Annotated in this window: 15 protein-coding genes, 1 tRNA gene and 1 pseudogene; 10 read left to right on the top strand and 7 right to left on the bottom strand. The window is 31.1% G+C overall.

Annotated features, from left to right (window positions below; translation table 11 throughout):
• Positions 1-304: 304 nt before the first annotated feature.
• On the bottom strand, positions 305-2491 hold the full coding sequence (locus Q0910_RS11790; protein ID WP_299216389.1) for a glutamine synthetase III: 2187 nt from the start codon (positions 2489-2491) through the stop codon (positions 305-307).
• Positions 2492-2710: 219 nt separating this feature from the next.
• Here Q0910_RS11790 and Q0910_RS11785 point away from each other — a divergent pair, with 219 nt between their 5' ends.
• On the top strand, positions 2711-3733 hold the full coding sequence (locus Q0910_RS11785) for a glutamine synthetase beta-grasp domain-containing protein (protein WP_299216386.1): 1023 nt from the start codon (positions 2711-2713) through the stop codon (positions 3731-3733).
• A gap of 440 nt (positions 3734-4173) precedes the next feature.
• On the opposite strand, the gene Q0910_RS11780 is transcribed toward Q0910_RS11785, so the two are convergent.
• A complete protein-coding gene (locus Q0910_RS11780; RefSeq protein ID WP_299216383.1) occupies positions 4174-5127 on the bottom strand; it encodes a calcium/sodium antiporter in 954 nt (317 codons plus the stop codon).
• A gap of 185 nt (positions 5128-5312) precedes the next feature.
• Between Q0910_RS11780 and Q0910_RS11775 the strand changes: the two genes are divergently transcribed.
• Both Q0910_RS11775 and Q0910_RS11770 read left to right on the top strand, forming a co-directional pair.
• Entirely contained in the window at positions 5313-5669 is a 357-nt protein-coding gene (locus Q0910_RS11775; RefSeq protein ID WP_299216380.1) for a BlaI/MecI/CopY family transcriptional regulator, read from the top strand.
• 4 nt (positions 5670-5673) lie between these two features.
• The gene (locus Q0910_RS11770) at positions 5674-7740 is read left to right on the top strand and encodes a M56 family metallopeptidase (protein WP_299216377.1); all 2067 of its coding nucleotides are present in this window, start codon (positions 5674-5676) and stop codon (positions 7738-7740) included.
• A gap of 288 nt (positions 7741-8028) precedes the next feature.
• On the opposite strand, the gene Q0910_RS11760 is transcribed toward Q0910_RS11770, so the two are convergent.
• Positions 8029-8883, bottom strand: coding sequence for a M57 family metalloprotease (locus tag Q0910_RS11760; protein ID WP_299216371.1), 855 nt, complete (start codon positions 8881-8883; stop codon positions 8029-8031).
• 265 nt (positions 8884-9148) lie between these two features.
• Here Q0910_RS11760 and Q0910_RS11755 point away from each other — a divergent pair, with 265 nt between their 5' ends.
• Positions 9149-9967 (top strand): hypothetical protein, encoded by an 819-nt coding sequence (locus tag Q0910_RS11755; protein ID WP_299216368.1) that lies wholly within the window; start codon positions 9149-9151, stop codon positions 9965-9967.
• A gap of 141 nt (positions 9968-10108) precedes the next feature.
• Here Q0910_RS11755 and Q0910_RS11750 read toward each other — a convergent pair.
• A pseudogene (locus Q0910_RS11750) lies at positions 10109-10621 on the bottom strand (adenine phosphoribosyltransferase).
• A 379-nt stretch (positions 10622-11000) separates the two neighbouring features.
• On the opposite strand from Q0910_RS11750, the gene Q0910_RS11745 reads away from it, so the two are divergent.
• The 3 genes from Q0910_RS11745 to Q0910_RS11735 all read left to right on the top strand — a co-directional run bounded on the left by Q0910_RS11745 (position 11001) and on the right by Q0910_RS11735 (position 12788).
• The gene (locus tag Q0910_RS11745) at positions 11001-12341 is read left to right on the top strand and encodes an SPFH domain-containing protein (RefSeq protein ID WP_299216365.1); all 1341 of its coding nucleotides are present in this window, start codon (positions 11001-11003) and stop codon (positions 12339-12341) included.
• Positions 12342-12442: 101 nt separating this feature from the next.
• Positions 12443-12670 (top strand): DUF2007 domain-containing protein, encoded by a 228-nt coding sequence (locus tag Q0910_RS11740; protein WP_299216362.1) that lies wholly within the window; start codon positions 12443-12445, stop codon positions 12668-12670.
• A 44-nt stretch (positions 12671-12714) separates the two neighbouring features.
• A tRNA-Arg gene (locus Q0910_RS11735) sits at positions 12715-12788 on the top strand.
• Between the two features lie 587 nt (positions 12789-13375).
• On the opposite strand, the gene Q0910_RS11730 is transcribed toward Q0910_RS11735, so the two are convergent.
• Positions 13376-13618, bottom strand: a complete 243-nt coding sequence (locus Q0910_RS11730) for a cation:proton antiporter (protein ID WP_299216359.1) — start codon at positions 13616-13618, stop codon at positions 13376-13378.
• Positions 13619-13670: 52 nt separating this feature from the next.
• Entirely contained in the window at positions 13671-14558 is an 888-nt protein-coding gene (locus tag Q0910_RS11725) for a cation:proton antiporter (RefSeq protein WP_299216356.1), read from the bottom strand.
• Between the two features lie 133 nt (positions 14559-14691).
• On the opposite strand from Q0910_RS11725, the gene Q0910_RS11720 reads away from it, so the two are divergent.
• Both Q0910_RS11720 and Q0910_RS11715 read left to right on the top strand, forming a co-directional pair.
• Entirely contained in the window at positions 14692-15552 is an 861-nt protein-coding gene (locus Q0910_RS11720) for a universal stress protein (protein ID WP_299216353.1), read from the top strand.
• 136 nt (positions 15553-15688) lie between these two features.
• Positions 15689-16213 (top strand): mechanosensitive ion channel family protein, encoded by a 525-nt coding sequence (locus Q0910_RS11715; RefSeq protein WP_299216350.1) that lies wholly within the window; start codon positions 15689-15691, stop codon positions 16211-16213.
• Positions 16214-16554: 341 nt separating this feature from the next.
• Here the strand turns inward: Q0910_RS11715 and Q0910_RS11710 are convergent, their stop codons facing one another.
• Positions 16555-16992, bottom strand: coding sequence for a DUF3124 domain-containing protein (locus tag Q0910_RS11710; RefSeq protein WP_299216347.1), 438 nt, complete (start codon positions 16990-16992; stop codon positions 16555-16557).
• A gap of 206 nt (positions 16993-17198) precedes the next feature.
• On the opposite strand from Q0910_RS11710, the gene corA reads away from it, so the two are divergent.
• A complete protein-coding gene (corA, locus tag Q0910_RS11705; RefSeq protein WP_299216344.1) occupies positions 17199-18287 on the top strand; it encodes a magnesium/cobalt transporter CorA in 1089 nt (362 codons plus the stop codon).
• The last annotated feature ends 622 nt before the right edge of the window (positions 18288-18909 follow it).

The following is an 18909-nucleotide window of genomic DNA, read 5'->3' as shown; positions in this document are numbered from 1 at the left end:
AATAATTCAATTCAAGTATTAAACATTTTGGGGCGTACGAAGGAGTGATAGATAATTATACCTAACGCTCTTTTCTAAAAAAATCTGGGGGAGTTATCTAGCAAAAAATCTATTGACCTTTGCTGACATTGCAAATTTATGAAAACATTAAGGGTATTTTTGGAAATTCCGTAAGAATTCGACAAAATGCATTACGGAAAACCCATAAAATCAGTAATTTCCTATGGGTTTGTCAAGGGTTTAACAGATATTAATTTTTTGTTAAAAATAAAACAAAAAACACTATTAGTCAGTTAATTCTTACCTATCTAGTAAAAAGAAGCTCTCTATATTTAGTTAAAGGCCATAATTCATCATCGACCAATAGCTCTAATTTATCACAACTATATCTAATTTGATCAAACAATGGTTTTACCTTATTACAATAATCAGCAGCTTTTTTTTCAGCATCTTCTAATTTATTAGCTTTTCTGCGTTCTGCTGTCATCTCATTTACTTTAGTATTTATTTTACCTATATGCTCAGAAATCTCCTCAATAATCTCCATCTGCTCTTTCGCATATTTTTTAAAATCCTTTTCATAAAGATTTTTTAACCCTGAAACATTACTAATCAGCATATTCTGATATTTAATAGCAGTTGGTATAATATGATTTCTGGCAATATCTCCTAATACTCGGCCTTCTATCTGAATACGCATTACATACTCTTCAATTTCTATTTCATAACGTGCTTCGGCTTCTATCTTATTCATTACCCCCATTTCTTCAAAAAGATCCAATGTCTTTTTAGAAACCTTTGCTTTTAATGCCTCTGGTGTTGTCTTATTATTACTTAGACCACGTTTTTTTGCTTCCTTCTCCCATTGTTCTCCATACCCATTACCTTCAAACAGAATGTTCTTAGATTTCTTAATATATTCTCTTAATACATTAAAAATGGCCTCGTCTTTCTTTAAATTTTTCTTATCGATTAACTTGTCAACCTCTTTTTTGAATTCCACAAGCTGCTTTGCCACTATAGTATTTAAGATCGTCATTGGATTCGCACAATTGGCCTTAGAGCCAACCGCTCTGAATTCGAACTTATTTCCTGTAAAAGCAAAAGGCGATGTTCTGTTACGATCTGTATTATCTAATAAAATTTCAGGGATTTTACCTACCACATTAAGTTTTAGATCCGTTTTTTCTTTTGGGGATAATTTTCCATCCGTAACTCCTTCTAATTCTTTAAGCACTGATGTAAGTTGTTCTCCAATAAATACGGACATAATAGCAGGAGGTGCTTCATTAGCACCAAGACGATGATCATTACTTGCAGAAGCAATTCCGGCTCTCATTAATTCTTCGTGTTCATTAATAGCTTTAATCGTATTAATAAAAAAGGTTAAAAACTGAAGATTACTCATAGGTGTTTTTCCAGGGCCCAATAAATTTACACCTGTATTAGTGCTTAGCGACCAATTATTATGCTTACCGGATCCATTTACACCTGCAAATGGTTTTTCATGTAGTAATACTTTTAGATTATGTCTGGATGCTACTTTTTCCATAATATCCATTAACAAAGAATTGTGATCCACTGCTAAGTTTGTTTCTTCGTAAATAGGTGCCAACTCAAACTGATTTGGAGCTACCTCATTATGACGAGTTTTCACAGGAATCCCCAACAGCATACATTCTACTTCTAAGTCTCTCATAAAAGCCAAAGCTCTATTAGGAATACTCCCAAAATAATGATCATCTAGCTGCTGACCTTTTGCCGAAGAATGCCCCAATAAGGTTCTTCCTGTCATTACAAGATCTGGTCTAGATTCCACAAGCGCTCTATCAATCAAAAAATATTCTTGTTCCCAACCAAGTGAAGCGTTTACTTTTTTTACATTTTTATCAAAATACTTAGCAACTGCTGTTGCAGCAGTATCCACAGCATGTAACGCTCTTAGTAACGGAGTCTTATAGTCTAGAGCCTCACCTGTATATGCTACAAAAACTGTAGGAATACACAAAGTTGTTCCATAAATAAATGCAGGAGAAGTAGGATCCCAAGCAGTATAACCTCTGGCTTCAAATGTGTTACGAATACCACCATGAGGAAAAGAAGAAGCATCTGGTTCCTGCTGTACTAATTGCCCTCCACCAAACTTTTCTATACCCTGACCATTACCTATCGTTTCAAAAAAAGCATCGTGCTTTTCTGCAGTAGCACCAGTAAGCGGCTGAAACCAATGCGTATAATGTGTAACCCCCTTAGCCAATGACCAATCCTTCATTGATGATGCAATTTGATCAGCAATCCTTCTATCAATCTTAGTTCCATGGTCAATTGCATCCATTACACTATTATATGCGTCTTTAGTTAAATACTGAAGCATCGTAGCCTGATTAAATACATTTTCGCCAAACAATACAGATCGACGTTCAGTCTCTGTAACTATCACAGAACTACGATTTAAGGTTTCTTTTAATGCTTGGAATCTAAGTGTTGACATAATTGAGTAAGTTTTTTGCAAATATAAAAGAAGTTTTTATTGTTAATATTAAAAAAATGCTCTTTAAAAATTAGAATAAAACCAAAATACCCTACAAAAAAGTAGGGTGTTGATAAAAATTGATAAAAAAAACACATTTGACCCCCTATTTTTTTTCCGTTATCATAAAATAAAACTAATTTTGAAACCTTTAAGAGTTCAATTTATAAAGTATTAATTATGAGTAAAGCTAAATTAGAATACATTTGGTTAGACGGTTATAAGCCAACTGCTAATCTAAGAAGTAAAACAAAAGTGGAAGATGATTTTAGTGGAAAGCTTGAAGATTGTCCTGTATGGTCTTTTGACGGTAGTTCTACAAGACAAGCAGAAGGAGGTTCTTCTGATTGTTTATTAAAACCTGTAGCTATTTACCCTGATCCAACAAGAAGAAACGGGTACTTAGTAATGACAGAAGTTCTGAATGCTGATGGAACTCCTCACGAATCTAATGCAAGAGCGACAATAGATGATGATGGTGATTTCTGGTTTGGTTTCGAGCAAGAATACTTTATTATGGATAGAAATACGCAGTTACCTTTAGGTTTCCCTGTTGGTGGATATCCTGGACCGCAAGGAATGTATTACTGTTCTGTTGGTGGTAGAAACACACACGGTAGAGATTTTGTAGAAGAGCATGCTGATCTATGTATTGATGCCGGACTTAATTTTGAAGGAATCAATCAGGAAGTTGCTAGTGGGCAGTGGGAATTTCAATTATTCTCTAAAGGTGCTAAAAAAGCTGGTGACGAAATATGGGTTGCCAGATACTTATTAGACAGACTTACAGAAAAATACGGATACTATATTGAATACCACCCTAAACCAGTAAAAGGTGACTGGAATGGTTCTGGTATGCACGCCAATTTCTCTAATGAAATATTAAGAACTTGTGGATCTAAAGAAGTTTATGAAACTATTTGTGAAGCTTTTAGACCTGTAACTAAAGAACATATCGCTGTTTATGGTGAATTTAATGACCAACGATTAACAGGAGAACACGAAACACAATCTATCAATGAGTTCTCTTATGGAATATCAGATAGAGGAGCTTCTATAAGAATACCTATCATCACCGTAGAAAATGGATGGAAAGGATGGTTAGAAGATCGTCGTCCTGCATCTAATGGTGATCCTTATAAAATTGCAGCTAGAATCGTAAAAACTGTAAAAACTGCAGATGTTTCAGCAGTTACAGCATAATGATTTGAAGCAAGTAACTAACTAAAACTTGTTAAACGCAAAAAAGTCTCCTGAAAATATCAGGAGACTTTTTTTATTTTTAATTCCTCAATAATCATTATGAAGCAATACTAGAATTCTTTGAATATTGGCATATTACTAATTTTACAGTTTCAACGCTAGAAGACCTCTTCAATCTTCCTATTCAGACACCTTTATATTTCTAGAAATAAATAATCTAACGCACTCTATTATCCAACTGCAGCTTGGCTTTTATAAGATCTGTATTAACCAATACCTAAATAAAGTATTTCTAATTCAATTTAGGCAACACCTCAACATCACAAGCCTTTTGAAACATATACTATCCTTATATAGAAGACATTTAATCAAGATACCCAATTATACAACTACAAAATATTAGCAAAAAAAATGTTCTCACCTTAGGTAGTACCAAAGATTTACTTTATAAACACTAAAGCTATAAAAACACAATATCCAGCAAAAATCAAAAACCCCTTTGGTCTTCCTAAAATCATTTTTTTTGGAATAAAAGCTAGAGGTAATAGAATCAACGCAAATCCAAGCATCCAAAAGATATCTATATTCATTAATCGTGGATCGGTAACCGCTATTGGCTGAATCAGCGAAGTAACACCAAGAACAGACGCTATATTAAAAATGTTAGAACCGATAAGATTACCTAAAGAGATTGCTTTTTCTTGCTTCAATGCAGCAATTACAGAAGCTGCTAATTCCGGTACACTAGTTCCTATAGCAACCATAGTGAGTCCAATTACAGCTTCACTTACTCCCATTCTAGTTGCTATATCCTTTGCTCCTTCTACCAACAACTCTGAACCAAAATATAGTGCTAATCCTCCTATCAACAACCAAAAAATCATCTTAAAATTAGAAACCTTTTCTAACGCATCATCAACCTCTTCGATCATTTTATCTGCGTGCTTTCTTGCTCTTTTAATCAATAAGAACATATAAACAAATAAAGAAATCAATAATGCACCACCTTCTGTTCTAGTTAGCACACCATCATTATCCAAAAAGAAATATAATGCCAAAGACAGTAGCATCATTACCGGCCAATTAAACTTATAAAAATCTTTATCTATAGCTAGTGGACCTATAAGCGCCGTTATACCTAAAACCAATCCGATATTTGCCACATTAGAACCTATAATATTACTAAGAGAAAGATCTGCAGAGCCACCTAGCGCCGCCTGTAAGCTAACCAATAATTCAGGTGCAGATGTAGCAAATGATACAACAGTAAGACCAATAACCATTTTTGACAGCTTCAATCTAAAAGATAATGCAACCGAAGAACGTACTAAATACTCACCTCCAACTACCAAGAGTACAAACCCGATTATTACAAAAATTATGCTCTGAATCATATGCTACTTATTTGTTTGCGAATATAAAATAAGTATACCATATGTCACGGATGTAACTAGTATTTTTTGACTTCATATTATATGGTTTTACATTTCAAAAACTATAAAAATAGTTAAATAACTACAAAAACAGTTGTGTAACTATTTTTATAGTTATATATTTGAAACCACTTAAAAACTCGTAAATGGAAAAATTGACTAATAAGGAAGAGGAAATCATGCAAGCTTTATGGAAACTGGAAAAAGCGTTTGCAAAAGAAGTTCAGGCCGAACTAAATAACACCGTACATTACAATACGGTATCTACTATCATCAGAAACCTAGAAGACAAAGGATACATAGCTCATAAAGCATACGGAAAAACCCATCAATACTATCCTGTCATAACTAAAGAGGCATATCGAAATAATTTTGTCTGCAAAGCTATGACACAATATTTTAATGATTCTTATAAGAACATGGTCTCATTTTTCGCTAAAGAAGAAAAAATTACAGCAAAAGAATTACGAGAAATTTTAGATGTAATCGAACAAAAAAAATAACGCTATGGAAGCTTTTTTCATATATCTATTTAAGTCAAGTGTTATACTATCTTTATTCTATCTTGTTTATTTCTTTCTTTTAAGAAAAGACACATTTTTTAAAATAAACAGACATTTCTTACTTACAGGAATACTAAGCTCATTATTGCTTCCTTTTTTAGAGTTTACTACTATAGAACTTATAGAACAACCAATTTTCCAGACAATAGCATACAACTCTTCGTACTCTGATATTACAAAAAATGAACCCGAACCGACAAATTGGTGGCTAATTGTCTTTAACCTATATATCACTTTCACCCTAATCCTATTAGGACGTTTTGTTGTTCAACTTATATCTCTATTAAGAATCTTTAGAACCAGTCAGAATAGAAAAAATGAAGGGTTTTCTTTTTTAAAAACGGCAGAAGACATTGCTCCATTCTCTTTCTTTAAATATATCATATTTAACCCAATACTTCATGACACTAAAGAGTTAGAAATGATTTTGAAGCACGAGAAAATACACGCAAAACAATACCACACAGTAGACATATTAATAACCAATATTTTTGCGATTTTTCAATGGGTTAACCCATTTATATGGCTCTACAAAAAAAGTTTACAACAAAACTTAGAATTCATTGCGGATCATGAAGCAACCCGCGATCTTCCTTCAAAAAAAGAGTATCAATTAACTTTAGTTAAAGTATCATCAGGTAATTATTCATCAATCACGAATAATTTTTATCAATCATTAATCAAAAAACGAATCGTTATGTTAAATAAAAAAGAATCAAACCAACAGAACCTCTGGAAAGCAACAATTATATTACCCCTATTATGTTTGTTTTTATGGAGTTTTAATACTAAAACAGAGATACATTATATTCAAAATAAAACTCCAGATCAAGCTACTTCTGTAATGGAAGTTTTACACAATGAAGCTAATATTATTTCTGAAGATGCTAAATTCCCTACTGAAAAGGAAGATAATACTAAAATACGTGAGCATTCGTTTCCTTCTAAAAAAGAGCACCCCAATACAATAGAGCATCAAAATATAATCACTCATAATCCTGCTGTCACTACGCTCCCTGTAAAAATTACAACTCCAATAGAAGAAAAACCTTTGACAAGGTCAAAGAATACCAAAGTCAAAAAAAATATAATCGAATTCACTATAAATAAAAGCGCCACAAAAGATCATTTAGAAAAAGTTAAAAGGATTTTTAAAAATGAATATGATGTAACAGTAACATTTAGTGATCTTAACAGAAATAGCAATAATGAAATCACTAGCATCAGTGTTAAAGTATCATCTAAAAAGAGTAATGCTAATTTTTCAGTATCAAACGACACTCCAATAACTCCGTTTGTTTTGTCTTATGACAGTAAAAATGATAAGATTAATATAGGACAATCTAACAGTGGTCATAAAAATATTTGGATTAGTAAAAACAAACATAATAAACATAGCGACGGTCATGTAATAGAAATCAATTCAGGTGATGAAGGAGAAAGTCTTTTTATTGTAGAAAGTGACAAAAAGCATAAAAGAAAAGTAATCAGAAAAAAAGGTAATAAAAACAAGTTTATTATAAAAAGTGATCACAATGATGATGAAGATCATATATTCATCAATTCAGATGATCACAAAACAATTTTTGATTTTGATGGTAATTCGGGAAAAGATCCTTTATTTTTTATAGATGGAAAAAAAGCCAGCAAAAAAGAGGTAAAAAAACTAAAATCCGATGAAATTCAAAGTATTGATATCTCCAAAGGTAAAGCTAGTGTTAAGAAATACGGAAAAAAGGCAAAAGATGGTGTCATTAATATTACCACAAAAAAGAATGCAAAAAAAGAGACAGGTTTTAAGATAAATATTGACAAAAACAATATGAGTATCGGAGAAGCCAACATAAGACCATTAATATTTGTTGATGGAAAAAAAGTTAGTCATAATGAATTCGAAAAAATTAAACATAAACAGATTGAATCTGTAAATGTTTATAAGGCAGAAAAGGCAATAGAGAAATATGGTAATGTAGCAAAAAATGGGGTCGTAGAAGTTGTTTTAAAAAAATAGACATACCACAATACATAAACAAGTAACCAAAAACTCATCACAATCCGATGAGTTTTTTTATTTTAGATATATGGAAAAACAGCTTTTTATCTTTATCGCAAAACTAAACAAACTATTACTACCTAGTTTCACAAAACGAAGACTGGATCTTAGTAAAGCTTCTAAAATACAACTACTCATTTTTGGGTGGAGATTGTATGTAACCAAAAGGGCTCTTTAAAAATAGTGATAAAAAAACCTGAAAAGCATTACCAGAGAATATACTTTTCAGGTTTCATTTTAAAATAATTAATAAAGAAATTCTAAAGCTACTATATCAAATTCACCGAACTCGCCTCCATTAAATGGGAAACAAGAATTCATAATTGAACCAGGATCTTGACTAGCTCCCGGAGTACCTGGAATATATATTGCCCCATCCGGATTCGCAGACTCTCCAGTTTGTCCGCAAGATTGGCGAGTATCCCAATCAGTATGCCTTAGTCCAAAACAATGTCCTAATTCATGCGTAAACAATCCCTCTAGTAATTGATCATTATTATTGGCATTTGCACCTCCATTAATAATTACTCTTTTAAAAGGTTCTCCGCCACTTGGAAACCCAGCTCTTCCTCTCACTCCATCTTGAGCTATCTCTGATCCGCTAGTTTGTGTATAAGCTACAATATCATTATTATTAAAATTAGTAGTAAACACTAACTCAAGTTGAAAATCCACATTAATAGCGTTGTAGTTATTTACAGCATACCTCAAACCTGTTTGAGCAATATCACTTAGACCAAAGCGATTATTTCCGTTATAACCCACAACACGAACGTTTCTTGGAGTGCTTACCAGATTAGTGGTATGATATTGTTTACTATGTACACCATCTCCATTATCCATTTGCATAATTTGATCATAAGTAAAAGCAATATCATCTTCTATAAGATATATCTCTCTTTGAGTACCATCAATATCTGTCAATATTTCTTTTGTGACTTGATTATGATTAAAGTTTAATTCTGAAATTTTCTCTAATATTTCTTTGGGAATATCCTGAGAAGATTCATTGATCGTGTTCACTGGCTCTTTTTCGCACGAGAAAAACGAAAAAACAAAAAACACCAAAAGTGTTCCAGTTAAAATTTTTGAATTTTTCATAAAATTAAAGTTTGTGTTTATATTTAAATTAGTTATTCCAAAGCTAGAAAAATCAATTTCACATTATTAATACTAAATCCACTATTCTATGCATTAAATTACCCAAATCACCTGATTACAATGCTTTCAAAAATTCACACACTATCTAAATAGAGTAAAAAATTATAAAACCAGAAGATTCACTTTGCAACATTGATTTCAATTTTTCGTATTTAAAAGAGAATACATTTCAATTAAAATCGATAACCAAAAAACAATATTTAGTATGAAAAAATGGATCATTCTGGGAATGGGTATACTAGGTATACTATCCCTAACAGCATTTACTTCTGGTTCATATATTGACCGAATTCAGGACGAATTTCGACCTAATGAGATCATTGCCACCATCAATAAAAATACAACAGAAAAGGAACTGGAGGATCTTAAAACTTTTTTTTCTGAAAATGGTATTGAATTCATCATAGAAAAAATAGAATTTAATGAACAAAATGAGATTACCAGTTTAAGCATCGTTCTTAAAAAAGGGAACGCTAAAAGCAAGTACTCTTCCTCTTCCTCAGAACCCATATCAGACGTCGAGCTTGGCTATAAAAATGGCAATCTATACATAACTAATTCTGGGATGTTTGATATTGCTTCTTGGAAAAACCAAATCGGTTTTAACAATCAGGATTTTGATCTGGATAGCATCTTAAAAAATCAGAATTTCAGATTTAACTTCGATTTTGACCAAGAAGGAGATTCCATATTTTTTAACGGTCATCATTTTGACATAAACAAGCTAAAAGATCAAATCACGAATTCTTTTGAATTTGATGAAGATGAAAATGGAAACTTTATTTTTAACGGTCAACAATTTCCATCACATTTTAGTAAATCAAAGAAATTCAGCTTTGTAGATGATCCAGATATTGAGAAATTAATCATTATTGATGGAAAAGAGTCTGATTTTAAAACATTAGATGAATTAGCAAAATCAGATAAATTAGATGAAGTCGATTTCCTGAAAGCTACCACAGCAATTAGTATTTATGGAGATAAAGCAAAAGATGGGGCCATTATCGCCACTACGAAAAAGTAAAATAAGAATACCTATAATTTTATATACTGTCAATTCGAGCGCAGTCGAGAAATATGAAGTCTTGATTTTTCATAACATTTCGACTCCGCTCAATGTGACCGTAGAGAAGTTCTAATATTTTTAGATTCTCCATCCCTTATATCAATAACTTAACAATGAAGCCACTGTGGTCTGAAGTTTATTTCTACCATTAAGAAAATCCAGTTCCATAATAAAATTACACTGCACTACAGTACCTCCTAATTCTTCCACAAGTTCACATACAGCTTGCGCAGTTCCTCCTGTAGCCAAAACATCATCGTGAATCAATATATGCTCTCCTGCCTTAATAGCATCTTTGTGAATCTCTAAGACATCTTCTCCATATTCTAATCCATAACTTTTGGAATTCACTTTTGATGGTAGTTTTCCTTTCTTTCAAACAGGAATAAAACCTGCATCTAATCGCTGTGCAATCATACCGCCCAAAATAAAGCCTCTCGCTTCGATACCGATTACTTTATCAACCTTTATGTCGGTTGGACATAATCCAGCCAATTGATCTGCACAATGCACTAAAGCATCAGAGTTTGCTAAAAGTGGAGTGATATCTTTAAAAATAATTCCCGGCTTCGGAAAGTCTGGAATATCTCTTATTAATTCTTGTATGTTCATGCCTGCAAAATAACGAAAATCAAAAAAGAGTGCTAAAAAATTATGAAAACCGCCTTGAATTTTAAATCCAGTTTCTAAAACAGTCTTGAATTATTATAGTTTTTAAAGCAAATTACATTATTAACTTATAATTTATAACACAAATCAAGACTTTAAACTTTCATATTAAAACATTAATCATTTTTAAGCTTACAAAATATATTCACTTTGGCAGATTTTAGCATAAACATTTTTCTAATTATTCTTCTCCATATATATTGAATGGAAACGAAATAACTGTATCAATTATCACTCTTTAATAAGTATAGAAATCATGTAATCAATAGCATTCCTTTATTTACTAAATAACTTATTCATAAATTTTAAATACATCATTACTATGCTAACATATCTAGGAATTATAATGGTACTCGTTGGAATTACCATTTTTATTATTAAACCATTTTTTAAGGAATCAAAAATAGTACATAAGTTCACTCGACAAAGAAACATTGCTATGATTATAATTGGACTATTCATGAGTATCGTCTCAGGAATGTTCTTTTATGCAGAGCCAGGAACGGCATACGCTGTGCAATATCCGTGGGGAAGTCAGAAAGCAGTCGTACATCAGGGAATCAATACCAAGATGTGGGGACGATTGATACCCATTCAATTTGAACTACCTATTAAGTACGTGATTCCAAACAAAAAGAACGAGATGGGTGAACAAAGTAAATACGCTAACGTTGATATTGCCAAATATTGGGCGTTTAGCGATGCAGTAAAAGCTAGGATTGCAACTTCTGTGGTAATCAGTATCAATACAGCAGATGAGGATCAATTTTTATCCGTTGCAGATCGTAATAAAACAGAGAGAAACTTAATCCGTTCCAGGATTATTCCTAATATTGATCAGTCTATAAAAAATACTTGTAAACTAATGGATGCTCAGGATTACATATCTGGACAAGCTTCTGATTTTGATAGATATTTTAAAGATCAATTAGAAAACGGGATGTATGTATTGGAAGAATATTTTGCTAGCGAAAGTCGTGAAATTATAGGTGACAGTGCTACAGTGCGAACAGTCACTAATAAAGAATCAAAACAAAAGCGTTTTCGCATCCAATATAATAATGGAGAGCCAGTTAGAGAAAGAGGAAACTCTCTATCCGGATATGGCCTGACAGTGGTACAAGCAGTTGTTACAGAAATCGATTGGGAAACAACTTTCGACAAGAGGTTACAATTACAAAAAGAGGAAGTAGCACAAACTCAATTAGAGAAACAACAAGCAGAACGTCAATTTTACCGTGCGCAGAAAGAAACGGCAAAGGGAGAAGCAGAAAAAGCTACAGAACGTGCTCGTTTAGAAAAAGAACAAATTCAGAAAACTATTGAAGCAGAAACAAGAGCTAAGGTAGCAGAGTTTAATCTTATCGAGGAGCGCAAGAACTATGAAGTTGCTCAGTTTAAAGCTAAAACTCAGAAAACAATGGCAGATGCACAATCCTATGAGAATGCAAAACTAGTAAACGCTGGTCTTACACCTCAGGAACGTGCAGAGTGGGAATTTAAAACCTCTGTAAATGTTGCTAAACAGCTTAAAGATCTAAAACTTCCTGAGATCTATATTCAAGATGGAAGCAAACAAGGAACTGATGGTAATTTATTACAATCATTAATCGGAGCTGATCTTGCTAAAAAAATGATGTCTCAAAAAACATCTAAAGAATAAAACCAAAAAAGCGGAATGAAGCCTATTCATTCCGCTAAAATCTATTATTCATAGTATTACATAACACTACTTATTCGTTAGAATAATAAAAACTCTATTATATGAAAAATCTCATAAAAATATATACAGGAACTTCAATACTAGTTAATCGATTAGCTTTCTTACTAGATGAAATACATATTCCTTCTATGATTAAGGATCATAGTCAGTCAGCGAGGTTAGCAGGCTTTGGAGTCGTTGAAGGCTCGACTGAGCTATTCATTTTAGATACGAATGCAAAAAAAGCAAGCGAAATCATTAAAAAATTTGAAAAAGAAAATTTAAAATAGTTTTATAATTTATAAAATACCCATATATTTGCACCCGCAAAAAAGGCCTCGTAGCATAACTGAATAGTGCACTTGATTACGGCTCAAGAGGTTGCAGGTTTGAATCCTGCCGAGGTCACTTGATAATCAAAGCGTTACAGAAACAAATCACTGTAACGCTTTTTTATTTGCACAAAATTTGCATTTTTTTCCTAAATTAAAAACTTCTTTAATAAGATTCAGTAAATCCCAGATTGAAACCTTCTTAGGCTGCTTTTAAGTAAAAAAACAGTTATAGAATATTATCTAACAGGAAATATGCTAATAGTAAATAATAATATTTTTTTGCAAAGATATCTAGGTAAAACTAAAATCACATTATCAAAAAAGATATCCGTTAACTTTCAAAATGTCAATGATAATGTCTTAAAAAGAAATTCCAAAAAACCTCTCTTCAAGGATATATAGATAATAATGTTGTTAATCTTTCTAATGCAGACCTTAAAAAGAAGAACTTATTAAGAATGTTAAGTATTCGGGTTTTGAAAACGAATATCTTGAATTTAATTGCCTGGAAAAAGATGTAGATTATAATACACAGTATTGTGAAGAATATTAAATAAATTACAATACACCTGTAAAAGTTATGAAAATGATAGTTTTCCATACTAGAATTGCTAAATCTAAATTGAACTAATGTTGTTCTTAAATAGAGATAATTTTTTCCTATTCATTATCTTTTTTCCAATTAATTAGTTTTTCTGACAAAGCGATCCAAAAGGGACTAATTATTAAAGTTAAAGAAATCAGACTAATAGTGAAGTTATAGGAGAAGTCTTCTATAATACCTAAACCTAATGCGGTGGAACTAATCAAAAAGCTTAACTCTCCTATTTGAGCTAGAAGAGCCCCTCCTAAAAATGCTTCTTTCCAGGTATTTGAAAAAACCTTTAATATTACAGTATTCAATAAATGATTGGTTATATAAACTACAAAAATAACCGAGAGTATGGTCCAAAGATTATTTATTGTACACAAAACCAAGATCTATTTGTAATCCAACACTAATAAAAAATAAGGATACAAACAAAACTCTAAAAGAATGTAGCGTGTCATGTATCCAATCTGTTGCCTTTGCTGCATTAATAATCATTCCTCCAACAAAAGCTCCCAAAGCAGGAGATATACCGAAAAAAGATGTTGCTAAAGCACCACCAAAACATAGAAAAATAGCCATAAAAACCTGTAATTCGTGATCTCGGTATATTTTTTTGGAATATGGCAATACAATTACTCCCTTAATATAGATATATATTAGTGTAGCTACAATCACTATTGCTCCAATTATCATCAATACAATGTTTTCTGTAGATTCGGTTTTCCCACCAAGCTGGGAGATAATTATTAATAGAGGTACAAAAACTATATCCTGAGCCAATAAAATACTTAATACATTTTTTCCTATTTGATTATCAATAAGATGTTTATCCTGTAGAAGTTTAATTACCACCGCAGAACTACTTAAGGCAATTACAAACCCTAATACTACTGACCTTGCAAAACTCCAATCGTAAAAATTTCCAATAAAAAACACTAATAATACACTTAAAATAATTTGCAACAAGGTGCCAAGTACTGCAAGTTTCCATCGCTTAAGAAAATCAATAAGATTAATTTCCATACCTATAAAAAACAGTAAAAGAATCACTCCCAATTCTCCTAAAAGCTCAATCGATTCCTTGTCATCAATAACTGCTAACCCTTGCTCTCCAAGAAAGATACCTGCCAAAATATATCCAATGATATATGTTTGATTCATTTTTCTCAGGATGATACTAAGAACAATAACAAGTATTGCCAGAATAGAGATTATTTGTATAATTGGTTCGATCTTAGAAATTAAAAACATACAGAAAATATTTATTCAAATGTAACTGTAAATGTCAATTAATTAATTCTACATTTCAAAAATGTACGAAGCTTACAAATATTAACAACATAATATTTAATATATTTAATAGCTGCTTAAATCTTATGAAAAAATGAAAAATATTTTGATTCCTATAGATTTTTCCGAAAATTCTATCAATGCACTACAGTATGCAAAAACACTTTTTAGTACTGAAATTTGCACATTTTATTTACTAAATGTTTATATAACTAACCCGTCTAATTTATTGAGTGAGGAGTATAATAATTCAGTTTTGACCAAAATGTCTTACGAATCTGAAAAAGACTTAAAGTTGTTTTTGAATAAGAACAGTAGTGAAAATGATAATAACAATCATCGTTTTGAATCAGTCTTCAAAGTAAATACATTGGTTAAGGCTATTAACTCTGTAGTTACCTCCAAAAAAATTGATTTTATAATAATGGGAACCAAAGGAGCTAACGGGGCCAAAGAAGTGTTTCTAGGGAGTAATACTGTAAAGGTAATTAATCGAGTGGAAAATTTTCCAGTGTTAGTAGTACCTCAAAATTACATTCCGAAAAAACCTTCAGTCATTACATTTTCTACAAATTTCAAACGATCTTATATTGAGAAAGAATTAAAGCCATTAATTAATATAGCTATATCAAATAACTCGAAAGTAAATATTGCTCGAATAATGATGGAAGAATATCTAAATGATCATCAAAAAGTAAATAAAAAAACTTTAAAAGTGTTTTTTAAAGAAATAGATTATATTTTTTGCAAAATAGATCTCGAAAGTTCTCAAACTAATGCTATAAAAAACTTTGTCCAGCAAACAAAAAGTGACCTCATTGTTTTAATTCATCATAAACACAATTTTTTTCAAAAGCTATTAGAAGAAGATGTGGTAGAGAAGATAAGCTTTAACAGTTCAATTCCTTTATTAATATTACCTGAATTGAAACAAAAAAGTATTACTAATAAATAAAGCCTATATATAAAATACTCCCTGGGTATATTAACGTATGTCATATTTCGGCACCTGATTTCCGAAAAAGTCTTATTTTTTCTTTTATCATTAATGAATAAAAAATAGTTTTACCAAAAACTGTAAAACATATGTTATGTTGATATCTAAGCAAGAGTTACTATTCACTGCCATATTATTGGCTATAATGGTTTTAGTAATATTTCTTACCAAAAGGGCAATCAGGAGGTTTAGTTTCGTTAAATCAATTGATGTAAACCGAAGAAAAGTTATATTTAATTTAAGTTATCTTCTTATTTATATAACCGGAGGTTCTTTCTTGGCTATCGTTTGGGGTGTAGATCATAAACAATTTGTAGTATTTATTTCTTCGATTTTAGCTGTTTTGGGTGTTGGTTTTTTTGCGCAATGGTCAATCCTATCTAATTTAACTGCAAGTGTAATTTTATTTTTCAGTCATCCTATGCGAATTGGCGATAGAATTAAGGTTTTAGATAAAGATTTTAACTGGAGTGGAGAAGTTAAAGACATTACCGGTTTTTATCTTTTTATGAAAACAGATGATGGATGTGATATCACACTTCCAACTTCCCTTGTGATGCAAAAAGGTATTGAGATTTTAACAAACAAAGACATACAAGAAATAAAGCCCGAAGACTAATAATATTTTAACAAATATCTAAGCGAATAAAACCTTCCTCGTTACCAAAACTATTGAAATTTTACTTTGCACAGTGATACGATATGTTTTACGAAATACCTTAAAAGTTATTTTTTTCAAAAAGACAAATAAATTCTTCATATGGCCTAATAATAATTCAGGATCGAACTTTAATTTGTATATATTTATTGTGTAATTTTTCGAGAATGACTTTTTTTTAATAAAATCTAGCAAGTCGATTAATATGTCCGGAAATATTAATCGTGCCTTTAAGAATTACCTATAATAGGGCTGCAAAATTTTGTTAGCCCTATTTGTTATAATCTGTAGTAATCAAGCTTCTATTCTGAAACAACAACTCCATCAGTAGTGAATGCAAATCCTTGTTGACCAGAGATACCAACCATAACTCCTTGAAAAATTGGTTTAATAGTTTTATTAGCTCCCCACGTAATCAAAAAATTAGCTCCACTCCCACCCAAAGTATCCTTCTCTTCAATCACATATTCGATAGATTCTAGTGGTTTAAGATAAATAGGTTGTTTTATATAACTTCTTACAAAATCTCCTTGAGTATTATAATAATCTGCATTTTTGATAAATAATGAGTCTTTTGGACTGGTATTTCTGATGCTTAAGGTAGCTGTAAGTAGAAATCGATAATCCTTGGTCTTATTATAGATGTCAGAATAAATTGGCACATATATTTGTTGTTTTATCAGGTAACTAAAATTTTCATTATTCTCAATTTTATTTTCTTTAAGTATTCCCTGTTCCAATTTTTTGTTCGGATTTTGTTTAGTACACCCTAATAAAACAAGAAAAAAAACTGATACAGTACAAAAGTTTTTAGATATATCCATGATCTGAAATAATTACTATTAATTTAGATTGAAATTACATTTTTTAGAATTTAATTAGGTATTGTTATCGAAATTTTACAAAAATTTCTTTTTTAATACATTTACAGAACAACCGTTGCGCTATGAAGAAAAACAGACCTATTCACAAAAAAAGTAAAAAACCTAAATCCTCACAAAGTCTGGGTAAAGCGCCTGGAACTGTAGTGTATATTGGCGAAAAAGAACATCTCGAAACTAAAATTGAGATTCAAGATTATACAAGGGATACCCATAATATTTCTGAAACTGACAATATTGAAGATGCATTTACTTTTAAAGGCAATGATCGTGTGACCTGGATTAATGTAAATGGTCTAAATCACACCAAAGAAATTATTAGTATTGGGGAATTTTATGGACTACATCCATTAATTCTAGAAGATATAGTAAATACTGATCAGCGCCCTAAGATAGATGAGTACGAAAACTATATTTTTTTAGTACTAAAAATGATGTATTTTAATAAAGAAAAAGAATTTATTGTAGAGCACATTTCTATAGTATTAGGAAAGGATCATGTCATTACTTTTCAAGAATCTGACGAAGATATTTTTGATCCTGTAAGAATTCGAATAACTAATGCCAAAAGCAGAATTCGAAACTCTGGAGCTGGGTACCTTGCCTATTCTTTACTTGATGCTATTTTTGACAATTACTTTGTAGTTATCGATGACCTTGGTGATAAAGTAGAACAATTAGAAGAAGAGCTATTTAATGAAAAAGAAGGAGATCATATCACGCAAGAAATACAATCGCTTAAACGCGAAATCTTACGCATAAGAAGAAGTATTTTACCACTTAGGGAGGTTATCGGCAGGATTGTTAAATCTGACACCACTCTGATCCTAGAAAAAAACAAAGACTATTACAGAGATTTATATGATCACATCATTCATATACAAGAGAATATTGATGTTTATCGCGAAATGATCTGGGGACTTATGGATATGTACATGACCACGATCAGTAATAAAATGAACGGTATTATGAAGGTACTGACCATTATCGCAACCATATTCATTCCTCTAACTTTTATTGCAGGAATATACGGAATGAATTTTGACCATATGCCGGAACTTAAATATCGATATGGATATCACGCCTTAATGAGTATTATGATTATCATTTTTATTGGGCTATTGATTTTCTTTAGAAAAAAGAAATGGTTATAACCTTATACCGTATAGCTTGATAATTACTTACAAAACATCTATCTATTTATTAACGTATAATATCATATTGCATTTGAGATACTATTTTGGTCAAATGCGTTAACATAATCTATAGAATTTCATTTACTTACTCACATACAATAATCAACCTAAGTTTAAATTTCTTTTGAAACTTAATTAATTGAAAATCAAATCATAAGTTTTAAAAAAAACAAAATAAAAAACTAGTTATGCTAGTTGTAATGGTAATATCGTTGATAGATATTATGGTTTTTACATTACAAAATTATCAAGTGGTAGCCATTAAACTATTTTTTAGGAAGTCGGAGCATTTTTATCTATAATTCTGTTTACTGTATTTTCAACAACTATATTAGTTATAGTGATAGCTATTTTACTAACATTCTATCACTTAAAAAAGCTTAGAAATTAATCTCAAAAAAGTATAATAAAAAGGAAAATCATGAAAAACAAAAATAACATTCAAAGACCAGGTTTACGTAGAAAAAAATTTGGAAGTAAAGCATTTTTGAGAAATGTTAGAAAAAAAATAGGCAAGATCGCGAAGCCTCAAAAAAACACAATGCCTTAAATTTCAAACTTCTCGTTAAACATTTAACAA

The sequence above is a fragment of the uncultured Aquimarina sp. genome (assembly GCF_947495315.1).
GTDB lineage: Bacteria > Bacteroidota > Bacteroidia > Flavobacteriales > Flavobacteriaceae > Aquimarina.
Note: the sequence above shows the minus strand (reverse complement) of the source record. Positions and strands in the feature narration are given on the sequence as shown.